The organism is Bradyrhizobium sp. 87 (assembly GCF_023073015.1).
Classification (GTDB): Bacteria; Pseudomonadota; Alphaproteobacteria; order Rhizobiales; family Xanthobacteraceae; genus Bradyrhizobium; species Bradyrhizobium canariense_D.
The window spans coordinates 650270-667296 of the sequence record NZ_JADPIQ010000128.1 but is presented as its reverse complement, the minus strand read 5'-3'; the positions used below and the strand labels follow the sequence as shown (position 1 = coordinate 667296).

Sequence of the window (17027 nt, the reverse complement as noted above, 5' to 3'; positions counted from 1 at the left end):
CAGCTACGAGCTAATTGCCCCGCTCGTCACGATGAGCTGTCGCCTATTGCTTCGCCGTGTCGCCAGCCGCGGCGTTCTACCGCGCGAGCGGTTTAGTCCTCTGGCGGTTATCGGCGTCAGGACAAGCTGATGAGCATGTCCGCTAAGGGCCGCCTGACCGGGGACATTGCATGGCCGCGACCGCCACTGAGCGGCCTTACTGTCTTGTGTGGTGCTTGAGAACAGTGACGCGCCGATCTCTGTGCCACACTTCTAAATCGTGGCCGTCGAGCAGCTGTCTCGCTTTGGCTGTGGCCTCGTCGTCGTTGGCGCAATCGATCTCATGAACGCCGCTGATCCGCCCGTCCTCGCCCATGATATAGCGCGGTAGTCCATCGCACGCCTTCCCCGTTGGGAACATTTTACCTCCCAGTTACGGGCGCGGCCTTAACATAGATTAATCGATGTCGTGGGTGCCCTCAATCGTCGCAATGAGCTTCTGGCACTTGAAGGTGCGGACAGTTTTGAAGGAGCGTGTATCGAGATAGCTTTGGACCCGCAGCAATCGGCCATCGCAATGCCGGCAATCCCCAATTGATATGGACTATCGTTGTACGGGCGAGCCTCGCAGGTCAGCTTCGGGTCACAAGCCATCGATCATGCCCGAGGTGGGAGACTTCCGCTTTGCGTTGGTAAGCCGACATTTATGAGTACGTCCTACCCCTGCTTCCCCGCAATAATCTCCTGCAGCGTCGCCACATGCCGCGCGAACGCTCCGCGCCCCGCAGCGGTCGCGGTCACCGTGGTCTGCGGCTTCTTGCCGACGAAGGCTTTCTCCACCGACACGTAGCCCGCCTTGGCCAGCGTCTCGATATGCGCACCGAGATTGCCGTCGGTGGCGCCGGTGAGCTTTTTCAGCCGGGAAAATTCCAATCCTGCGGTGGCCGGCAGCGCGTTCAGTGCCGCCATGATCTTCAGCCGCAACGGCTGGTGGATGATGTCGTCGAGCTCGGCCATCAGATCCGCCGCATCCAGAGGCCGCCGAGGATCAGGCCTCCGCCATTGACGAAGGCCATCCAGAGCGGGAACGCCTCGCCGATGTAGAAATAGCCGATCAGCGTCAGCGCGGAGATACCGAGACCGATCGCCATGAAGGCATAGCCGAACCAGAGACCCGCCAGCGAATAGAACAGCATGAAGTAGAGCGGCCAGAACGTGCCCAGCTGGCGCGGACCGAAATGACCGATCACGTTGGTGCAGAGATAACCGAAGGCGAAGAACAGCGCGAACACCAGAAGCAGTCTGATGTTGAAGGCGGCGCCATGGGGGTGATGCGGCGGATTGAGAATGCGCAGCACCACCAGACCGCCGGCGCCCAAAACGTCCACGGCAACCCAGGCGTAGCCCGCATAGACCGGCCAAAGCCAGGTCACGAGATTGCCCGCGAACACCAATGCGCCCCACCAGACGGCGGCGTGGCTCGCCAGCTCGTAGAGCTGCGATTGCTTCACGCGCTGGACGATGTCGTCGATATCGGCCAGCGCCGCGGAGGCTTCCTTGCTGTCGATCATGACTGCCCTGTCCCGCGCGTCGCCACATCGTCGGCGATGACCGAGATCGCCTTCGGGTTGGTGACGATGCCCATGTGGTTGATGCCGTCGATGATCTTGACGTCGACCGATGGCTTCACCGCCTGCACGGTTTCTGCATATTTATCCGAGATCATCATCTCGTCCTCGGCGCCGCCGAAGATCGTGACCGGACGTGTCGCCGCCGGAAGATCGAGGCGATAGCCGCGCGTCGCGAAATTGCGCGTCAGGCGGTCCGAATAGGTGGCGACGAGATATTTTGCCGAACTCGCCGGCACGGCGAGCGCGAGCACCGGAAGCTGCGAACAGCAGTCGATGCCGATCTTGCGCAGCGTGGCCAGCGCGAAGAAGCGCGGCAGGTCGACATTGGCCCAGCCGCCGGCATGCGGCTTGTTGGTCGGCGCGTCATAGCCGAGATAGGGTGCGAGCAGCACGGTGCGCACGAACATGTCCTGCATGATCGGCGTCGCGGCGACGCGCAGCGAGAAGCCGGCGCCGGCGGAATGGCCGATCAAGGTGAGCGGCAGCTCCGGCGCGGTCTTGCGGATTTGAGCGACGAAGTCGACGAGGTCGTCCTCGAGCTGGCCGACATAGCCGATATCGCCGCGCGTGCCGGAGCCACCATGGCCGCGGATGTCGAGCGCCCAGGTCTCCACGCCGCGCGCGGCGATGGCATGGGTCAGGGCATGATTGACGGTGCCGCTGGAGCCGGACGAGCCGTGGATGAAGATCGCGCCACGGCCGGTTGCAAGACCATTGGCAGCGTAGTGGCGGAAACCGATCCAGGTGCCGTCGCGGGCCTGGAAGCGCTCGAGCGGAGGCAGCGTGGACCAGTCTATCCCCTTCGATGAGTCGGAGACCGACTTCATCTCCGGCGGCCGCTCCAGCGGCGTTGCGATCATGGCAGCCAGGATCAGCGCCACACAGCCGACCGCACACAGGGCCCATTTCAGCCCGTTCACAACGCCGCGCAGCACTCGAATTGCCATGATCTACTCCTCTCAGCCTATTCAGCTATAGAGAACTCTATATTGCAGAGTACTCTTTTGGTCAATACCCGGATTGGCGCGGCGCTGCAAAAATCCTTAACGTCGGGTCTGATCCCCACATGCCGAATCGTTTGCCGATGCCTTCAGCGGAACCCCTGCTCAACACTCCCGAATTCACCGTCTCGGAGCTCTCCCAGTCCCTGAAACGGACGGTCGAGGACACCTATGGCCATGTCCGGGTCCGCGGCGAGATCTCCGGCTTCCGCGGGGCTCATTCGTCCGGCCATTGCTATTTCGCGCTCAAGGACGAGAGCGCCAAGATCGAGGCGGTGATCTGGAAGGGCGTGCACGGGCGCATGCGCTTCAAGCCCCAGGAGGGGCTCGAGGTCATCGCCACCGGCAAGCTCACGACCTATCCGGGCTCCTCGAAATACCAGATCGTGATCGAGGCGCTGGAGCCGGCCGGCATCGGCGCGCTGATGGCGCTGATGGAGGAGCGCAAGCGGAAGCTCGCCGCCGAAGGCCTGTTCGACGAGGCGCGCAAGCAGCTTCTGCCGTGGCTGCCGGAGGTGATCGGCGTGGTGACCTCGCCGACCGGCGCCGTGATCCGCGACATCCTGCATCGGCTGGAGGACCGCTTTCCCCGCCATGTGCTGGTGTGGCCGGTCAAGGTGCAGGGCGAAGGCTCGGCCGAGCAGGTCGCGGCCGCGATCCGCGGCTTCAATGCGCTGCCGGAGGGCGGCAGGATTCCGCGCCCCGACGTGCTGATCGTCGCGCGCGGCGGCGGCTCGCTGGAGGACCTGTGGTCGTTCAACGAGGAGATCGTGGTCCGCGCCGCGGCCGAGAGCATGATCCCGCTGATCTCGGCCGTGGGGCACGAGACCGACATCACGCTGATCGATTTCGTCGCCGACAAGCGCGCACCGACGCCGACGGCGGCGGCCGAGATGGCCGTGCCGGTGCGCAGCGATCTCTTTGTCGAGGTCGGCGATCTCGGGCGACGTACCCGGTCCTGCTGGCAGCGCGGCCATGAGAGCCGCCGCAGCGAGCTGCGTGCCGCCGCGCGCGCGCTGCCGGCCGCCGGCGATTTGCTGGCGATCCCGCGGCAGCGGCTGGATTCGGCGGGTGCGTCCCTGCCCCGCTGCCTCAAGGCCAACACCCACGCGCATTTCCGAAGGTTCACCGCCGCAGGCGCCAAGCTGACGCTGCGGGTGCTGCACGGCCAGATCGCGCAGGCTGATCATCGCCTCACCGTGTGCGGCGAACGGCTCGGCCTATCCGCACGCTCGCTCTTGCGGCGGCGGCGCGACCGCTTTGCCGGGCTGGAGGTGCGCTTGCGCGCCTCAAAACTGTCCAATGCGCAGGCGCAGCGCAACGCGATTCACCGCCAGCGCGAGCGCACGCATCGCCTTGCCGAGCGCGCGGGCCGCGCGCTGGTGACGCTGTTGCAGCGGCTGGATGCCCGCGTCGAGAACAGCGGCAAGCTGCTCTCCGCCTTGTCCTATCGCGGCGTGCTCGCGCGCGGCTTTGCCCTGGTGCGGGACGAGGCCGGCCATCCGCTGCATTCGGCGAATGAGATCGGTCCCGGCGCACGGGTCGAGATCGAGTTTGCGGATGGCCGTGTCGGTGCGACCGCGGATGCGGATCGGCCCGCGGCTGCAGCGAAGCGCGCGCCGGCGCAAGCGAAGCCAGCCGCGCAGGACGCCAAGCCTGCGCCGAAGCGCGTGGGCAAGCCGGTGGATCAGGGGAATTTGTTTTAGGCGGAGGGCGGCGTTCCACCCTGGCTGTCATTCCCCGCCTTGTGCGCAATTGCGCACAGGAGCGGGGAATCCAGTACGCCGCGGCTTCTCGATCCATCACAACCGCCTCGGCGTACTGGATCGCCCGGTCAAGCCGGGCGATGACAGTGAGTGTGTGGGACGCGTGTCACGAACTCGCTGTCGTAGCCCGCATGAGCGTAGCGACATGCGGGAGTAGCGGCCCCGGATATCGCTACGCTCATCCGGGCTACAAGACTGCGCGTCTCAGCGGCAGGACAATCCCGCGTCGATCGTGGTCCAGAAGCCGCAATGTTCCGGCGCGCGTTGCGGCGCGCCGGCATGGGCTTCAAACAGGAAGACCGCGACGGTGAAGACGATCAGGGCGGAGGAGAACAGGACGAAGCGGTTGCGCATGGGATTGCGTTTAATCGACATCGTGGTCGAATGATGGCGTCGTCACGGGCTGAAACCACAACGGCGCGCGATCCGTAGAGTCACGGTCGGCCATTTTCCGTGCAGGGCGGTGGTCGATGCGGGGCTGTCCGCTGTTGTTCCCTTCGGCGGCCCCGCCTTCGCTTCTCACGAGCTACGGCGCGGCGAGCCCGCTCGCCACATGTAGCCCGCATGAGCGCAGCGACATGCGGGACAGGCCTACCCGGATATCGCTACGCTCATCCGGGCTACGGCACTGCCATCACCGCGCCAGCCACTCCGCCACTTCCTTCTGCGACTCCGCGCGCGCTGCCGCATCGGTGCCGAGATGGCCGTGCTCGGGCGCGGCGGCGTCGGTGCTGCCGCTCGCTGCGTGCAGCGGCGTGTTGGCGCGGTCGAAGTCGTGATAGGCGCCGGGATAGACCACGATGCGCGCGAGCGCGCTGCGGCCATGCGCGCCCTCGACCATCTGGCGGCAGGCCGGCGGCGACGAGACGTCGTCATTGCCGCCGATCAGCACCAGCGTCGGCACCCGTGTGCTCCACCCGAGGCCGGCGGAAATCCTGCAGTCCGGATAGAACGCGATCGCGGCGCGGAAATCCGGACCCGTCTCGCGCGCAAGGTTTTGCGGACGCACGGCCCAGAGCAGCGCGCTGGCGCCGTTGGCCCAGCCCATCAGGCTGACACGGTCGCGCGCAACCCAGCTCTGCTTCATCAGCCAGGCGCGCGACGCCGCGATATCGGTGACGCGTTCGCGCCGCGCCTTGACGTGGATCTCCTTGACGCGGCATTGCGGCCCGAGCTCGCGCGAGCCGTAGCTGTCAGGGAGCAGCACGGCGTTGCCGGATTTGAGCAGCCGCTCGGCCCATTCGCGATAGCGCGGCAGGACGGAATCGGAATGGCCACCGAGGCCGCCGCAGCCGTGGAGCGCGATCACGGTCGGAAACGGCCCGGTGCCCTCGGGCTTGTAGAGCTGCGCATGCAGCACGCCGGACGCCAGCGGAATCTCGACCGGCTGCGGTGCCGGCGAGCCGTGCGCGGCCGAGAGCAGGAAGGTCAGGAACAGGGCGGTGAACGGAAGGCGCATCGAACTTTGCCGTTGGATCCTTCGCTCAAGCACTATCATGCGGAAACGCCGCCAAAACATCACAAACCGGTGGGTTTACCGGGCGGACAAGCCACCCTATCTGTGCTACATCCCGTCCAACACATCGTGCCCTCCCAGGTGATCCCGGAGCGGCCTTCCACGGAGACTTTCGACCGTGCTGAACAAGTTCGGCCCTTCGGGCCATGGCGAAGCGCAGGTGCAGTATCTCGACGGCGATTTCCGCGTGATCTCGCCGGGGACCTTCGTGCGCTGCGCGATCACCGATACGCGCATTCCGCTCGACGAGTTGAAATACTGGAGCGTGGACCTGCAGGAAGCCTACGCCACGCCCGCCGCCGTGCTCGAGCGGCATTACCCGGGCGCGCCCAAGCCGCAGGCGTGAGGCCGCAGCCGCGCGTCTATCGCTGCTCCGCGCCATCCGCGCCCACGCAGGTCTTGATGAAACTCTTCCTGGTCTCGCCGACGATCTTCTGATCGATCGCCTGCTTCAGGCAATCGAGCCGCGCCTGCGCCATGCAGAGCTGCATCTGGTCGCGCTTGTCCTGTCCCTTCAGGCTTGCCGTCGTGGAAAGACACGTCACGCGCTTGGTCGCGGGGACCGGCACTGTGGCGGTGGACGCCGCCGGCGGTGCCGTCTGTGCAAACACCGGCGCAATGATCAGACCCACAAGACTGGCGGCAACGGCGGCGGACGGCAACTTCATCGCATTCTCCTGAGCGTCTGAAAACGATAGGAGCTTGCGATGAATGGCGCCTGAATGGCAGGCTGCTGTCGATGGGCAAAGCGCAGCTGCCCTGCCGGCATAGCACGAGCGGTGCAGCTTTTTCACGAGGCATGTTCGGACGCATCAGAAATGCTGCTCTCACAGCCGAGATGATTTCCGTTATGCCAATCCGCGTTGCATCGAAGAGTGCTTGCACTCCATGGTTAGTTATTTCGCGTTGTGGTTGGATTCTTTGTTGCGATTGGCGCTCTTAGGTTGTTTGACGAAGTCTTGGTGAAACAAAGCGCCGCTATGCTTCATCTTAGGTAACTGGCCCTGCTCTTTTTATCGCACAGACAATCAAGTCAGCCAAGCGGCCACTGAGCTCTGGAATTGGCGCAGTCTGTGAACGGGCTCATATCGAAGAGCCATCTGTCGGGCTACGATCACCTCGAAAATTTGCGGTGGAATATCTGTAATCGAAAATCAACGATGGGGGTGATCATGCCCACCATATTAGACCTGCTCTATCGTGAATATTGCCGCGCCCGCCTCGCTGAAATGCGGAAACAGCTTCTGATCGCAGCTGAACGCTTTGAAGCTCTCGACGCGCATCATCATCCGGATCAGGGTGACGATGAGAGGACGGACGCACAACGCAAGACCGGTCGCCGCGCGCCGAATTGAAGCGGCCCGAGACCGGCGATCTCTCCCCGTAGCAGTGACCAAGCAGTTGGCAACAGTTTGGGAGGCAGCAATGAATACACCCGAGTACTATACCGCCATGGTGGCCTGCGTCTCGTGCCTGACCATTATCGGATTGATGGCCGTTGGGGCGTGGTGAGCATGATTGACTGCTGAACGCCGCGGACGCAGCACGCACCGGACAGCATGGTTCGTCAACGCAGGCTGGAAGGCCTTCGCCTTGCCTCGGTTGCAGACGTGCTTCTTGCTGTGAGGTGAGCGTTGCCGCCGCTTCCTTCGACTGCGGCGGCTTCGCTTTAGATCCGGATGTCAGCTTCCGGGCGGAGTATACGAAGAACGCAGCTTCGCCGCGTTCTGGCGGACCTGCTTGATCTCGTCCTGCGTGAACAGCCGCGTCAGTTTCACGTTCTGCAGGGTGCCCGCCGTGACGGTCAGGCCGGAGATGGCCGGAGCCGCACCCGGATCAGGCACATCGAAAATCACCAACACGCCTGGGCCGTCGGCCGCAACGCTGAACATCGAAATCAGCTTTCCGCCGGCCGCTTCGATGAGTTTTCTTGCCGCCTCCTGACGATCGGTCTTGGGGTTCTCCAAAATGGCATTGAGAGCGCGGGGTGTGTATTGTCCGGTGAGGCAAAAATGCATGGCATGTTCTCCTCTGGGTTTTTGGCAATGACTTTCCCTGCCGTTCCGAACTCGTCGTTACGGCCGCTGCATCTGAAATGATGAAGGTACTGCCCGCCGTGGGCATAAACGCCGTCGATGATTTCCGGGAGTTCGGCACGTCCCGGTGACGGCTCTCATGCGAGGCTACATCAACTCCCGAACGTGCGGAAGGAAATTCATCAGTGCGACATGTCGTCCCGATCAGATCTCGCCCACCTTACGAGATCATCGCCTGGAAAACCGCCGCTCGCGCGCCTTGTAGAGATGATCGCTGATCAATTGCCGAAGCGCAACCGGGTCATCGAACTCGAGCTGCACCGCGAAAGGCACGATGTCATCCGGCACGCCTTCACGGCCGTGCAGGCGAGCAAGATCCTTTTCCGTCGTTACCAATGTTTGCTGCTCGCGCCCCGCCTCCGCAGCGATGGCTGCGATCTCCTCGTTCGAGAACATGTGATGATCGGCAAAGGCGCGCGTGCGCGCGAGGTCGATGCCGCGGGCGCGCAACGTACGGAAGAACCGTTCGGGATCGCCGATGCCGGCGAACGCGAACACCGGCTTGCCCAACAGTCTTGCGACCGCCTCGGCGTCGGGTTTCAGCCGCGCGCGCAGTTCCGGCTTGTTGCGCCTGGCTAGCTCGGCCGCGACATCGTCGGCGGCGCGGCCGCCGCCGATCACGACCAGCGCGTCGGTGCGCGCGAGCTGCGCCTTCAGCGGCGCACGCAGCGGACCGGCCGGAAACACCTTGCCATTGCCGAGGCCGCGCTCACTGTCGATCACGATCAGCGAGGTGTCCTTGAGAAGACGCGGGTTCTGGAAACCGTCGTCCATCAGGATCACGGTGGCGCCTTGCGACTTCGCCAGCACGACGCCGTCGAGACGGTCGCGCGCGACCGTGACGGGAACGTCGCGCGCCATCATCAGCGGCTCGTCGCCGACGTCGGACGCGGTGTGACGCATGCGGTCGACCATTACCGGGCCCCTGAGGCTACCGCCATAGCCGCGGCTGAGCACCACCGGCGTCTCGCCGAGCTCGCGCAGGAGCTTCGTCAGCGCCAGCACGGTCGGCGTCTTGCCGGCGCCGCCGACATGGTAGTTGCCGACGCAGATCACGGGGATGCCGGCGTCGACGCCCGCGCGCAGCATCCGCCGTTCGGTGATCGCGCCGTAGAGCGCACCCAGCGGCCCCAATGCGTACGATTCGAGCGAACGTGGCCGGTACCAGAAGGCCGGCTCACGCATTGGCGGCCCCCATCTCGATCCGCAACTGCAGAAGATAAGGCTCGAGCGCGGTCATGGTGCGGTTGAGCGCGCCGCCGAGATCCTCGACCACGCCGGCGCCCGATTGCTGGATCTTGTGACGCACGGCAGGATCGGCGAGCAGCTGGCCGAGCTGCTTGATCAGCAGCTCCTGCGTGTCGGCCTGGCGCGCACCGCCGCTGTGATCGAGCGCCTCGTAGACGTCGGCGAAATTGAAGACGTGCGGACCATGGACGATGGCCGCGCCGAGCTTGATCGCTTCGATCGGATTCTGGCCACCATGGCGGATCAGCGATCCGCCCATGAACACGATGTCCGAGAGGCGATAGAACAGGCCGAGCTCGCCCATGGTGTCGGCGATATAAACGTCGGTGGTCGCCGTCGGCAGCTCGTCGCGCGAGCGCAGAGCCGGCTTCAGGCCGGACGCCGTGATCAGGCCTGTGATCGAGGAGCCGCGATCCGGATGGCGCGGCACGATCACGGTCAGGAGCTGCGGGAAGAAACCGCTGAGGCTGCGATGCGCCGCCACCAGCATCTCCTCCTCGCCCGGATGGGTCGAGGCCGCGACGATGATCGGACGCCCGCGCGTCATCGCCATCAGCCGTTCGAGCTTGGCAGGATCGGCCGGCGGCGCCGGCACGTCGAGCTTGAGATTGCCCGTGGTGACGACGTCCCGGCCGCCGAGCGCCGAGAAGCGCTCGGCATCGGTCTTCGACTGCGCCAGACAAATGTCGAAACGCGACAGCAGCGCCGAGATGGTGCCCTGCATGCGGCGCCAGCGCGGGAAGGAGCGCGGCGACATCCGCCCGTTGATCAGCACCATCGGCACGCGACGCGCAGCGCCTGCCAGGATCAGGTTCGGCCAGAGATCGGATTCGATGAACAGCGCCAGCGACGGCTTCCAATGGTCGAGGAAGCGCGCGACGTAGCGCGGGGAATCATACGGCACGTATTGATGGATGACGTCGGGCGGAAAGCGCTTTGCGACAATAGCAGCCGACGTGACGGTGCCCGAGGTGAGCAGAATGCGCAGGTTCAGATCGCGCAAGCGCTCGATCAGGGCCGCCGCGGCGAGGACCTCGCCGACGCTGGCGCCGTGAATCCAGACCAGCGGACCGTGCGGTCGCACGTCCCGGGACAGGCCCCGCCGTTCGCCGACGCGCGCGGGATCTTCCTTGCCCTGCTTCAGGCGCCGCTTGATCAGCACAGGCGCGAGCGGCACCAGGCCGCGCGCCAGGCGCCGGTACATCCGCAGCGTCAACGGCAGCGAGCCCGGTAGCGATTTAGGCATCTGCAGGTCCCGGCCGGCCGAGTTGCGCATAGGCGCGGCGGGTCGCCTCGTTCAAGGTCTCCTCCAGCTCGAGCCGCAGCGCTTCCATGGTGGCGGCGTCCGCATCCGGCGGAACGTGGATTTCCTTGATGCCGACCAACGCGCCCCGCCCGAACGGCAGGTTGATGGTGGTGCGGTCCCAGTTCTTGAGCCGGACGAAGCGGCTGGTCGCCATCGCAAAAGGCATGATCGGCCGCCCCGATTCCCGTGCCAGCATGATGATGCCGAGCCCAGCCACGCGCGAGCGCTTGGGGACGTCAGCGGTCAGCGCGACATTACAACCGTCCTCGAGCGTCCGCACCATTTCCTTGAAGGCACCGACCCCGCCTTTGCGGTGAAACGCGCCGCCATGGTCGCCGGAGCCGCGGATGGTGCCGATGCCGAGCCGCTCGGCGGCAATCGCGTTGAACTCGCCGTCGCGGTGACGGGAGATCAGGACCCTGGCCTTGTACCAGTCCTTGTTCTTGATGAAGGGGGTGAGGAAATGCTGGCCGTGCCAAAAGGCGAAGATCGCCGGGATCTGCGGTTCGACGCGGTCATAGACGTCAGGCGGATCGAACGTGAATGTGTTCGTCCGCCAGACCAGACGCAGATATTCGGCCGCCAGGATTCCGACGGCACGCTGAACGAAGCTGCTCCTCAGCGTATTGCGAAGCAGCTTTTTCAACGCGCCGGTTCTTGATTCGGGTCGAGCAGCCGGTGGAGATGGACGATGAAATAGCGCATCTGCGCGTTGTCGACCGTGCTCTGCGCCTTGGCGCGCCAGGCGGCGTGCGCGGTCGCATAGTTCGGATAGAGGCCAACGATCTCAACGTCGTCGAGGTTCTTGAAGGTGTTGTGCTCGAGATCGACGAGCTCGCCGCCGACGACGAGGTGGAGCAGTTGTTGCGGGGCACTATCTGGCATCGGTTCTGTTCCTAACGGGCTGCCCGGCAAAGCAGTGTTCGACAAGCACGAGAAAGCGCTTCACGGCAAGGGGCGGTTTCGAAAATGCGAGACAATGTTCGCATGACGATCGCGACCCGCTGCCACCAGCACCCCATGCGTGACTTGCCGGCGGTTATAGAGGATGGGATCTCCGGAGAGATCGCTCATCCTACCATCGGCTTCCTGCACGATCAAATCCGCCGCCGCAAGGTCCCAATCATGACTGTTGCCGCCCGCAAAAGCCGCATCCAGCGCGCCATGAGCGACCCGGCACAGACGCAGCGCGAGCGAACCGATTCGCGGATGCAGCTTGATCTCGCCCAGTGACGGCTTCAGGCGCTCGACCAGGGGCTTCGGACCCGCGACCCGCGAGAAGTCAAGCTCGGATCCCGACGTCGCCCGCACCGGCACCTCGTTGAGGGTCGTGCCCTGGCCGCGGGCGGCGAAAAAGAACTCTTCGCTCGTCGGCGCGAACACCGCGGCCAGCACTGGCGAGGCATCCTCGACCAGCGCCACGCTGACGCACCATTCGTCATGGCCATTGAGATAGTTGCGGGTGCCGTCGATGGGATCGACGATCCAGGTCATCCGCCGCGACAGCCGCACCTCGTCGTCGGCGCTCTCCTCCGACAGCCAGCCATAGTCGGGCGTCGCCGCGCGCAGGCGCGCTTCCAGGAGATCGTTGACGGCAATGTCGGCTTCCGAGACCGGCGAGGACGCGCCCTTGGTCCACTTCTTCAGCTCGGTGCGGAACATCGACTGCGCGAGTGCGCCCGCCTCCCGCACCGTCTCTTGCAGCAGCGCCGCGTCGCGCGTCAGGATGGCTTCACCGGTTGCGTTCGCGTCAACGTCCGCCAAGCGTCAAACCCTCGATGCGCACCGTCGGCGCATTGACGCCGTAGCGGAACTCGAGATTGTTCGCCGGCTGCATCGACCTGAAGATCTCGAACAGATGGCCGGCGATCGTCACCTCGCTCACGGGATAAGTGAGTTCGCCGTTCTCAATCCAGAAGCCGGAGGCGCCGCGGCTGTAATCGCCGGTGACGCCGTTGACGCCCGAGCCGATCAAATCGGTGACGTAGAACCCCTGCTTGATGTCGGAGATCAGCTCGGCCGGCGTCGGCGTGCCGGGTTCAAGATGCAGATTGTACGGGCCGGGTGACGGCGAGGAGGACACGCCGCGGTGGGCATGGCCGGTGGTGGTGAGGCCGAGCTCACGCGCGGTCGCGCAATCGAGCAGCCAGGTCGTCAGCACGCCTTCGTCGATCAGCGCGATCTTCTTCACGGCGACGCCTTCGGCGTCGAACGTCTGCGAGCGCAGGCCGCGTTTGCGCAGCGGATCGTCGATGATGCGGATGTTGTTGGCGAACAGCTGCTGGCCGAGCGTGTCCTTCAGGAAGCTGGTCTTGCGCGCGATCGAAGCGCCATTGATGGCGCCGACGACGTGACCGACCAGCGAGCCCGCGACGCGCGGATCGAACACCACAGGCACCTTGCAGGTCTCGACCTTGCGCGGATTGAAGCGCGCCACGGTGCGCTCGCCCGCGGAACGGCCGACGATCTCCGGTGACAAGAGGTCTACACCATGCGGCGCCGAGGTGAAGTCGTAGTCGCGCTCCATGCCGGTGCCGTCACCGACAATGGCGGTGGCGGAGATGCCCTGGCTGGACCGCAGATAAGAACCGTGGAAGCCGGTGCTGGTGACGAGCACCATGCCGCCCATGCCGGCGGAGGCCGAGGCGCCGCCGGATTTGGTCACGCCCTTCACACCAAGCGCCGCAGCCTCGGCTTCGAGCGCGCGACGCTCGAGTTCCGAGGTCGCGGGCACGTCAGGGTCGAGCAGATCGAGATCGGGGAAGTCGCGCGCGAGCAGTGCCGGATCGGCAAGGCCGACATATTTGTCGTCGGGCGCGACGCGCGCCATCGCAACCGCTCGCTCGGCAAGCTTGGTCACGGCATCGCCGCTGGTATCATTGGTCGAGACCACCGCCTGACGGCGGCCGACCAGCACGCGCAGGCCGACATCGTCGCCCTCGGACCGTTCGGATTCCTCGACGCGGCCGTCGCGGACCTCGACGCCTTGCGAGACGCCACGCACGGCGACTGCATCGGCCGCATCCGCGCCGGCGCGCCTTGCAGCCTCCACCAGCCGCTGCGCGAGATCGGAGAGCGCAGACTGGTCGAACAGGTCGCGGCTGGCTGTGGACGAATCCTTGGGCGAAAGCGTCGAGCTTGGTGAAGGGTTCACAAACGAAATCCTGTTGGGGCGGGCTGCGGGACCGGAACCCACAGATGTGCCCTGATCGCGCGGACTTCAAGCATTTTCAGCCCACCAAAAGCTCAGATTCGCACCTTGCGCGCAACGTCTCGTCAATCATGCGCGCCAAGGTCTTGTCAATCATGCGCGGCGGTGAGGTTGGATTAACCAGCCTTTTTAAGCGGTTTCGGAAAGGCTCGCGCTAAGGTCCTCGCATCGACCGGGAACATAATCCTGGCGGGGAGAACTAAAGCCGTGAGGCGTCAAACAGCAACAAGCGGGATCGCTCCCGCCGGGTCGAGCCGCTCCCTGCGGCTCGACCCCCTTTCCCTTCCGGTCCGCTTCGATGCGCATGATCCGCGCGCCGACGGATATGTACGGCAGATCGAGCTTCATCGCGAACGTGTCGTGCTGCACCGTGCCGTCCGCGGCATGCGGATGGCAATCAATGTTCGCGTCAGCGACTTCACCGGCGTCGCGCTGCGCGGCAACGACGAGGCCCAGACCCTCGTCCTCGTTCATCGCGATCCCTCGCTCTCCATTCCGCTGCTGGTCAGCGCCGACGGCGACGAACTCGTTGAGGCCTGGGCAATCTGGAGCGAGCTGTTCGCACTTCCGCAGCTCGACGAAGGCGCACGCCAGCCCGCGCCGCGCCGTCGCCGCGCCAACCCGATTCGCGACCGCCGTCCGAAATTTCTGATGCGCCGCCGCACCGGTGTCGCACGGGAGTTGTCGGTGCATCGCGATGAGCGCGAGATCATCGCCCGGAGTTAAGCCGTCCGCATCACCGCGTCGGCCAGCAAACCCGCAAACAACAACAGCCCAGCGTCGCGGTTCGAGTAGAACAGGCGCTTGCAGAGATCGCCATCGCTGATATTCAGCCGCCCGATCTGCGAGGCCAGATGCACGGCGAAGGCCCCAAGTCCGAGCCAGGCCGGCCAGCGCGCATCGCCCGACGCCAGCGCCACGCCGATCAGCAGCACCGCGAGGCCGTAGAACAGTATCAGCGCCTGGTGCGTATGCGCACCGAACAGGCGCGCGGTGGACTTGATGCCGATCAGCGCATCGTCCTCGGCGTCCTGATGCGCGTAGATCGTGTCGTAGCCGATCACCCAGGAGATCGCGCCGGCATAGAGCACGAGCGCGGTGACATCGATCCGCCCGAAGGTGACGGCAAATCCCATCAGGGCGCCCCAGGAGAACGCGAGCCCGAGCACGATCTGCGGCCACCAGGTGATGCGCTTCATGAACGGGTAGATCGCGACGATCAGCAGCGAGGCAATGCCGGTCAGGATCGCGAAGCGGTTGAACTGCAGCAACACCACGAGCCCGATCAGCGCCTGCGCGACCATGAACGCCAGCGCCTGCTTCGCGCTCACCTGGCCGGAGGGCAGCGGCCGCGAGCGGGTGCGCTCGACCTTGTCGTCGAGGTCACGGTCGGTGATGTCGTTCCAGGTACAGCCTGCCCCCCGCATGACGAAGGCGCCGATGAAGAACAGGACGATGGTGAGCGGCAGGCCGCGGACGTCATGGGCCATGCCGGCGGCGAGCGCCGCCGACCACCAGCACGGCATCAACAGGAGCCAGGAGCCGATCGGACGATCGAAGCGGGACAAGCGCAGATAAGGCCGCGCCCATTGCGGCGCACGCGTATCGACCCAGTTGCCGGTGGAATCGGCAACTCGGGCTGACGTGTCGCTCATCGCGTCAGGACGTTGCCGTTGAGTGTGTCGAAGGTGCTGCCGCCCTTCTTACCGGCATTGGCCTCGGGCGGCGAGCCCGAACCCAGCACTTCGCTCAGCGACGGACCGGCCGGTCCGCGCGGCTGGTTCTGCATCTGCTGCGCAACATTGCAGACCTTCGCCGCCATGGCCTCGGTGTTCTTGTGGCCGTCCTTCATCTGCGCGCCGACCTGCGCCGGAATCCCGCACTTCGAGGCATTGGCCTCGATGTACTTGATCATCTTGGTCTCAGCCTGGCTGAAGTTGCGGATCAGCTTGCAGGCCTCGTCAGGCGGGGCGTGACGGTCGCTCGCGGCCTTGATCAGCTTGCCGCGTTTTTCGGCATCTTCGCGCAGAGGCATGAACGCCTTCATGCAGTCCTCGCCGGGACCGGCTTGCGTCGGCGGGGCCGCGCTGAAGGCGCCGGCGCCACCGACAGGAGCGGCGCCATTCACGGGGAAGGAGGATTGCGGCGCGCCGCCGACGGAGGCGACGGGCGCCGAGCCATTGACGGGCGGGAAGGCGGAACTGGTTGGGGCTTGGCCCGGCAGCGGCGCGGGGAAGCCCTGCGCATAGGCACCAACGGCGCCCATCGTGACCATGGCGGCAGTGATCGGAACCATCAAATGACGGATCATCAAGGCAGTCTCTCCGGCAGGAGCTTGCGGGGTTCGGCGTCTTCCCAATTGAAGCGCAACCGGCGTGCTCGCGATTTTACGATTCCCGCCGGCCCTTAACAACCCGTTGAATAGGGCGGGAGCGCGGCGCGCCGACGCACCATTTCGGCAAAATTTACCCCGAAAGGACTGCTTTCGGTTAAGAACGGCGGCAAATCGGACCTTTGACGATGCCTTCCCACGATTTCCGCGGCCCCCGCCTGTTCGTCGACGCCCCGCTTGCCCAGGACGGCAGGGTCGAGCTCGACCGCGACCAGAGCAATTATCTCGGCAATGTGCTGCGGCTTGCCGCCGGGGCCGAGGTTTTGGCGTTCAACGGCCGCGACGGCGAGTGGCAGGCCGCCATTGAAGGCCGCAAGCGGCCGGACGGTCTCGTCATCCTCCAGCAGACCCGGCCGCAGGACCGGCTGCCCGACCTCGCCTACATCTTCGCTCCGCTCAAGCATGCCCGGCTCGACTACATGGTGCAGAAGGCCATCGAGATGGGCGCCGCCAGCCTGCAGCCGGTTCTGACCCGATTCACCCAGGCCTCACGCGTCAATACCGAGCGGATGCGCGCCAATGTCGTCGAGGCGGCCGAGCAATGCGGCATTCTCAGCATCGCCACCGTTGCCGAGCCGGTGCCGCTGGAGCGCTTCTTGACCCAGCGCGCCGCTGGCAGGCTGCTGATCTTCTGCGACGAGGCGGCGGAGCTCGAAAACCCCATTCGGAGCTTGCAAGCCGCACGCGCCGGGGAGGGAATCGACGTGCTGATCGGACCCGAAGGCGGCTTTGCCGAGGAAGAGCGGGTCCTGCTGCTGCGGCAGCCGAAAATCCTGCGGCTGGCGCTCGGACCCCGCATCATGCGGGCCGACACCGCCGCGGTGGCCGCGCTGGCGCTGGTGCAGGCGGTGCTGGGCGACTGGGGTGGCGAACGCGGCTAA

At 65.2% G+C, this 17027-nt stretch carries 20 protein-coding genes; 5 read left to right on the top strand and 15 right to left on the bottom strand.

Translation table 11 applies throughout. The features are described 5' to 3' along the window. Positions 1 to 696: 696 nt before the first annotated feature. From IVB50_RS34610 to IVB50_RS34600, 3 genes are read right to left on the bottom strand one after another with little or no spacing between them, the layout of a single operon-like run. Complete coding sequence (locus IVB50_RS34610; RefSeq protein WP_018453460.1) at positions 697 to 996, bottom strand: transcriptional regulator; 300 nt, start codon at positions 994 to 996, stop codon at positions 697 to 699. Then, positions 996 to 1550 carry a hypothetical protein gene (locus tag IVB50_RS34605; RefSeq protein WP_247299349.1) on the bottom strand — a complete coding sequence of 185 codons (555 nt, stop codon included), beginning with the start codon at positions 1548 to 1550 and terminating at the stop codon, positions 996 to 998. Before IVB50_RS34605 ends, IVB50_RS34610 begins: the two co-directional genes overlap by 1 nt. Next, positions 1547 to 2557, bottom strand: coding sequence for an alpha/beta fold hydrolase (locus tag IVB50_RS34600; RefSeq protein ID WP_026232535.1), 1011 nt, complete (start codon positions 2555 to 2557; stop codon positions 1547 to 1549). Before IVB50_RS34600 ends, IVB50_RS34605 begins: the two co-directional genes overlap by 4 nt. Before the next feature lie 137 nt (positions 2558 to 2694). On the opposite strand from IVB50_RS34600, the gene xseA reads away from it, so the two are divergent. Further along, positions 2695 to 4317, top strand: coding sequence for an exodeoxyribonuclease VII large subunit (gene xseA, locus IVB50_RS34595; RefSeq protein ID WP_026232534.1), 1623 nt, complete (start codon positions 2695 to 2697; stop codon positions 4315 to 4317). A gap of 264 nt (positions 4318 to 4581) precedes the next feature. On the opposite strand, the gene IVB50_RS34590 is transcribed toward xseA, so the two are convergent. Both IVB50_RS34590 and IVB50_RS34585 read right to left on the bottom strand, forming a co-directional pair. Then, on the bottom strand, positions 4582 to 4752 hold the full coding sequence (locus IVB50_RS34590) for a hypothetical protein (protein ID WP_198293346.1): 171 nt from the start codon (positions 4750 to 4752) through the stop codon (positions 4582 to 4584). 259 nt (positions 4753 to 5011) lie between these two features. Continuing rightward, positions 5012 to 5836 (bottom strand): dienelactone hydrolase family protein, encoded by an 825-nt coding sequence (locus IVB50_RS34585; RefSeq protein ID WP_018453455.1) that lies wholly within the window; start codon positions 5834 to 5836, stop codon positions 5012 to 5014. Positions 5837 to 6011: 175 nt separating this feature from the next. Here IVB50_RS34585 and IVB50_RS34580 point away from each other — a divergent pair, with 175 nt between their 5' ends. Continuing rightward, positions 6012 to 6239 (top strand): DUF2093 domain-containing protein, encoded by a 228-nt coding sequence (locus IVB50_RS34580; RefSeq protein WP_007596922.1) that lies wholly within the window; start codon positions 6012 to 6014, stop codon positions 6237 to 6239. Positions 6240 to 6255: 16 nt separating this feature from the next. Here IVB50_RS34580 and IVB50_RS34575 read toward each other — a convergent pair whose 3' ends face one another. Then, positions 6256 to 6561: a hypothetical protein gene (locus IVB50_RS34575; protein WP_018453454.1), complete on the bottom strand. Its 306-nt coding sequence runs from the start codon at positions 6559 to 6561 to the stop codon at positions 6256 to 6258. Positions 6562 to 6966: 405 nt separating this feature from the next. Between IVB50_RS34575 and IVB50_RS34570 the strand changes: the two genes are divergently transcribed. Beyond that, positions 6967 to 7248 (top strand): hypothetical protein, encoded by a 282-nt coding sequence (locus IVB50_RS34570; RefSeq protein WP_231190246.1) that lies wholly within the window; start codon positions 6967 to 6969, stop codon positions 7246 to 7248. Between the two features lie 327 nt (positions 7249 to 7575). On the opposite strand, the gene IVB50_RS34565 is transcribed toward IVB50_RS34570, so the two are convergent. The 7 genes from IVB50_RS34565 to IVB50_RS34535 form a co-directional block, all read right to left on the bottom strand. Further along, positions 7576 to 7911, bottom strand: coding sequence for a GYD domain-containing protein (locus IVB50_RS34565; protein WP_007596925.1), 336 nt, complete (start codon positions 7909 to 7911; stop codon positions 7576 to 7578). A gap of 246 nt (positions 7912 to 8157) precedes the next feature. Then, on the bottom strand, positions 8158 to 9174 hold the full coding sequence (gene lpxK, locus IVB50_RS34560; protein WP_018453451.1) for a tetraacyldisaccharide 4'-kinase: 1017 nt from the start codon (positions 9172 to 9174) through the stop codon (positions 8158 to 8160). Beyond that, entirely contained in the window at positions 9167 to 10513 is a 1347-nt protein-coding gene (locus tag IVB50_RS34555) for a 3-deoxy-D-manno-octulosonic acid transferase (RefSeq protein ID WP_018453450.1), read from the bottom strand. Before IVB50_RS34555 ends, lpxK begins: the two co-directional genes overlap by 8 nt. Beyond that, positions 10476 to 11189: a lysophospholipid acyltransferase family protein gene (locus tag IVB50_RS34550; RefSeq protein WP_018453449.1), complete on the bottom strand. Its 714-nt coding sequence runs from the start codon at positions 11187 to 11189 to the stop codon at positions 10476 to 10478. Before IVB50_RS34550 ends, IVB50_RS34555 begins: the two co-directional genes overlap by 38 nt. Beyond that, positions 11186 to 11428 (bottom strand): DUF4170 domain-containing protein, encoded by a 243-nt coding sequence (locus IVB50_RS34545; RefSeq protein ID WP_007596929.1) that lies wholly within the window; start codon positions 11426 to 11428, stop codon positions 11186 to 11188. The genes IVB50_RS34550 and IVB50_RS34545 overlap by 4 nt, the downstream gene beginning before the upstream one ends. 60 nt (positions 11429 to 11488) lie before the next feature. Beyond that, the gene (locus IVB50_RS34540; RefSeq protein ID WP_018453448.1) at positions 11489 to 12307 is read right to left on the bottom strand and encodes a 3'(2'),5'-bisphosphate nucleotidase CysQ; all 819 of its coding nucleotides are present in this window, start codon (positions 12305 to 12307) and stop codon (positions 11489 to 11491) included. Beyond that, entirely contained in the window at positions 12294 to 13697 is a 1404-nt protein-coding gene (locus tag IVB50_RS34535) for a TldD/PmbA family protein (protein WP_018453447.1), read from the bottom strand. Before IVB50_RS34535 ends, IVB50_RS34540 begins: the two co-directional genes overlap by 14 nt. Before the next feature lie 264 nt (positions 13698 to 13961). On the opposite strand from IVB50_RS34535, the gene IVB50_RS34530 reads away from it, so the two are divergent. Next, positions 13962 to 14480, top strand: coding sequence for a DUF6101 family protein (locus IVB50_RS34530; RefSeq protein WP_018453446.1), 519 nt, complete (start codon positions 13962 to 13964; stop codon positions 14478 to 14480). Here the strand turns inward: IVB50_RS34530 and ubiA are convergent. Continuing rightward, the gene (ubiA, locus tag IVB50_RS34525) at positions 14477 to 15409 is read right to left on the bottom strand and encodes a 4-hydroxybenzoate octaprenyltransferase (RefSeq protein ID WP_018453445.1); all 933 of its coding nucleotides are present in this window, start codon (positions 15407 to 15409) and stop codon (positions 14477 to 14479) included. The two genes, IVB50_RS34530 and ubiA, sit on opposite strands and share 4 nt — an antisense overlap. Beyond that, positions 15406 to 16065: a hypothetical protein gene (locus IVB50_RS34520; protein ID WP_085350104.1), complete on the bottom strand. Its 660-nt coding sequence runs from the start codon at positions 16063 to 16065 to the stop codon at positions 15406 to 15408. The genes ubiA and IVB50_RS34520 overlap by 4 nt, the downstream gene beginning before the upstream one ends. A gap of 209 nt (positions 16066 to 16274) precedes the next feature. Here IVB50_RS34520 and IVB50_RS34515 point away from each other — a divergent pair, with 209 nt between their 5' ends. After that, positions 16275 to 17027: a 16S rRNA (uracil(1498)-N(3))-methyltransferase gene (locus IVB50_RS34515; RefSeq protein ID WP_018453443.1), complete on the top strand. Its 753-nt coding sequence runs from the start codon at positions 16275 to 16277 to the stop codon at positions 17025 to 17027.

Excerpts from the sequence above, each read along its gene's own strand:
- IVB50_RS34610 (WP_018453460.1), bottom strand. The coding sequence starts at position 996 with ATGGCCGAGCTCGACGACATCATCCACCAGCCGTTGCGGCTGAAGATC.
- IVB50_RS34605 (WP_247299349.1), bottom strand. The coding sequence starts at position 1,550 with ATGATCGACAGCAAGGAAGCCTCCGCGGCGCTGGCCGATATCGACGAC.
- IVB50_RS34600 (WP_026232535.1), bottom strand. The coding sequence starts at position 2,557 with ATGGCAATTCGAGTGCTGCGCGGCGTTGTGAACGGGCTGAAATGGGCC.
- xseA (WP_026232534.1), top strand. The coding sequence starts at position 2,695 with ATGCCTTCAGCGGAACCCCTGCTCAACACTCCCGAATTCACCGTCTCG.
- IVB50_RS34590 (WP_198293346.1), bottom strand. The coding sequence starts at position 4,752 with ATGTCGATTAAACGCAATCCCATGCGCAACCGCTTCGTCCTGTTCTCC.
- IVB50_RS34585 (WP_018453455.1), bottom strand. The coding sequence starts at position 5,836 with ATGCGCCTTCCGTTCACCGCCCTGTTCCTGACCTTCCTGCTCTCGGCC.
- IVB50_RS34575 (WP_018453454.1), bottom strand. The coding sequence starts at position 6,561 with ATGAAGTTGCCGTCCGCCGCCGTTGCCGCCAGTCTTGTGGGTCTGATC.
- IVB50_RS34565 (WP_007596925.1), bottom strand. The coding sequence starts at position 7,911 with ATGCATTTTTGCCTCACCGGACAATACACACCCCGCGCTCTCAATGCC.
- lpxK (WP_018453451.1), bottom strand. The coding sequence starts at position 9,174 with ATGCGTGAGCCGGCCTTCTGGTACCGGCCACGTTCGCTCGAATCGTAC.
- IVB50_RS34555 (WP_018453450.1), bottom strand. The coding sequence starts at position 10,513 with ATGCGCAACTCGGCCGGCCGGGACCTGCAGATGCCTAAATCGCTACCG.
- IVB50_RS34545 (WP_007596929.1), bottom strand. The coding sequence starts at position 11,428 with ATGCCAGATAGTGCCCCGCAACAACTGCTCCACCTCGTCGTCGGCGGC.
- ubiA (WP_018453445.1), bottom strand. The coding sequence starts at position 15,409 with ATGAGCGACACGTCAGCCCGAGTTGCCGATTCCACCGGCAACTGGGTC.
- IVB50_RS34520 (WP_085350104.1), bottom strand. The coding sequence starts at position 16,065 with ATGATCCGTCATTTGATGGTTCCGATCACTGCCGCCATGGTCACGATG.
- IVB50_RS34515 (WP_018453443.1), top strand. The coding sequence starts at position 16,275 with ATGCCTTCCCACGATTTCCGCGGCCCCCGCCTGTTCGTCGACGCCCCG.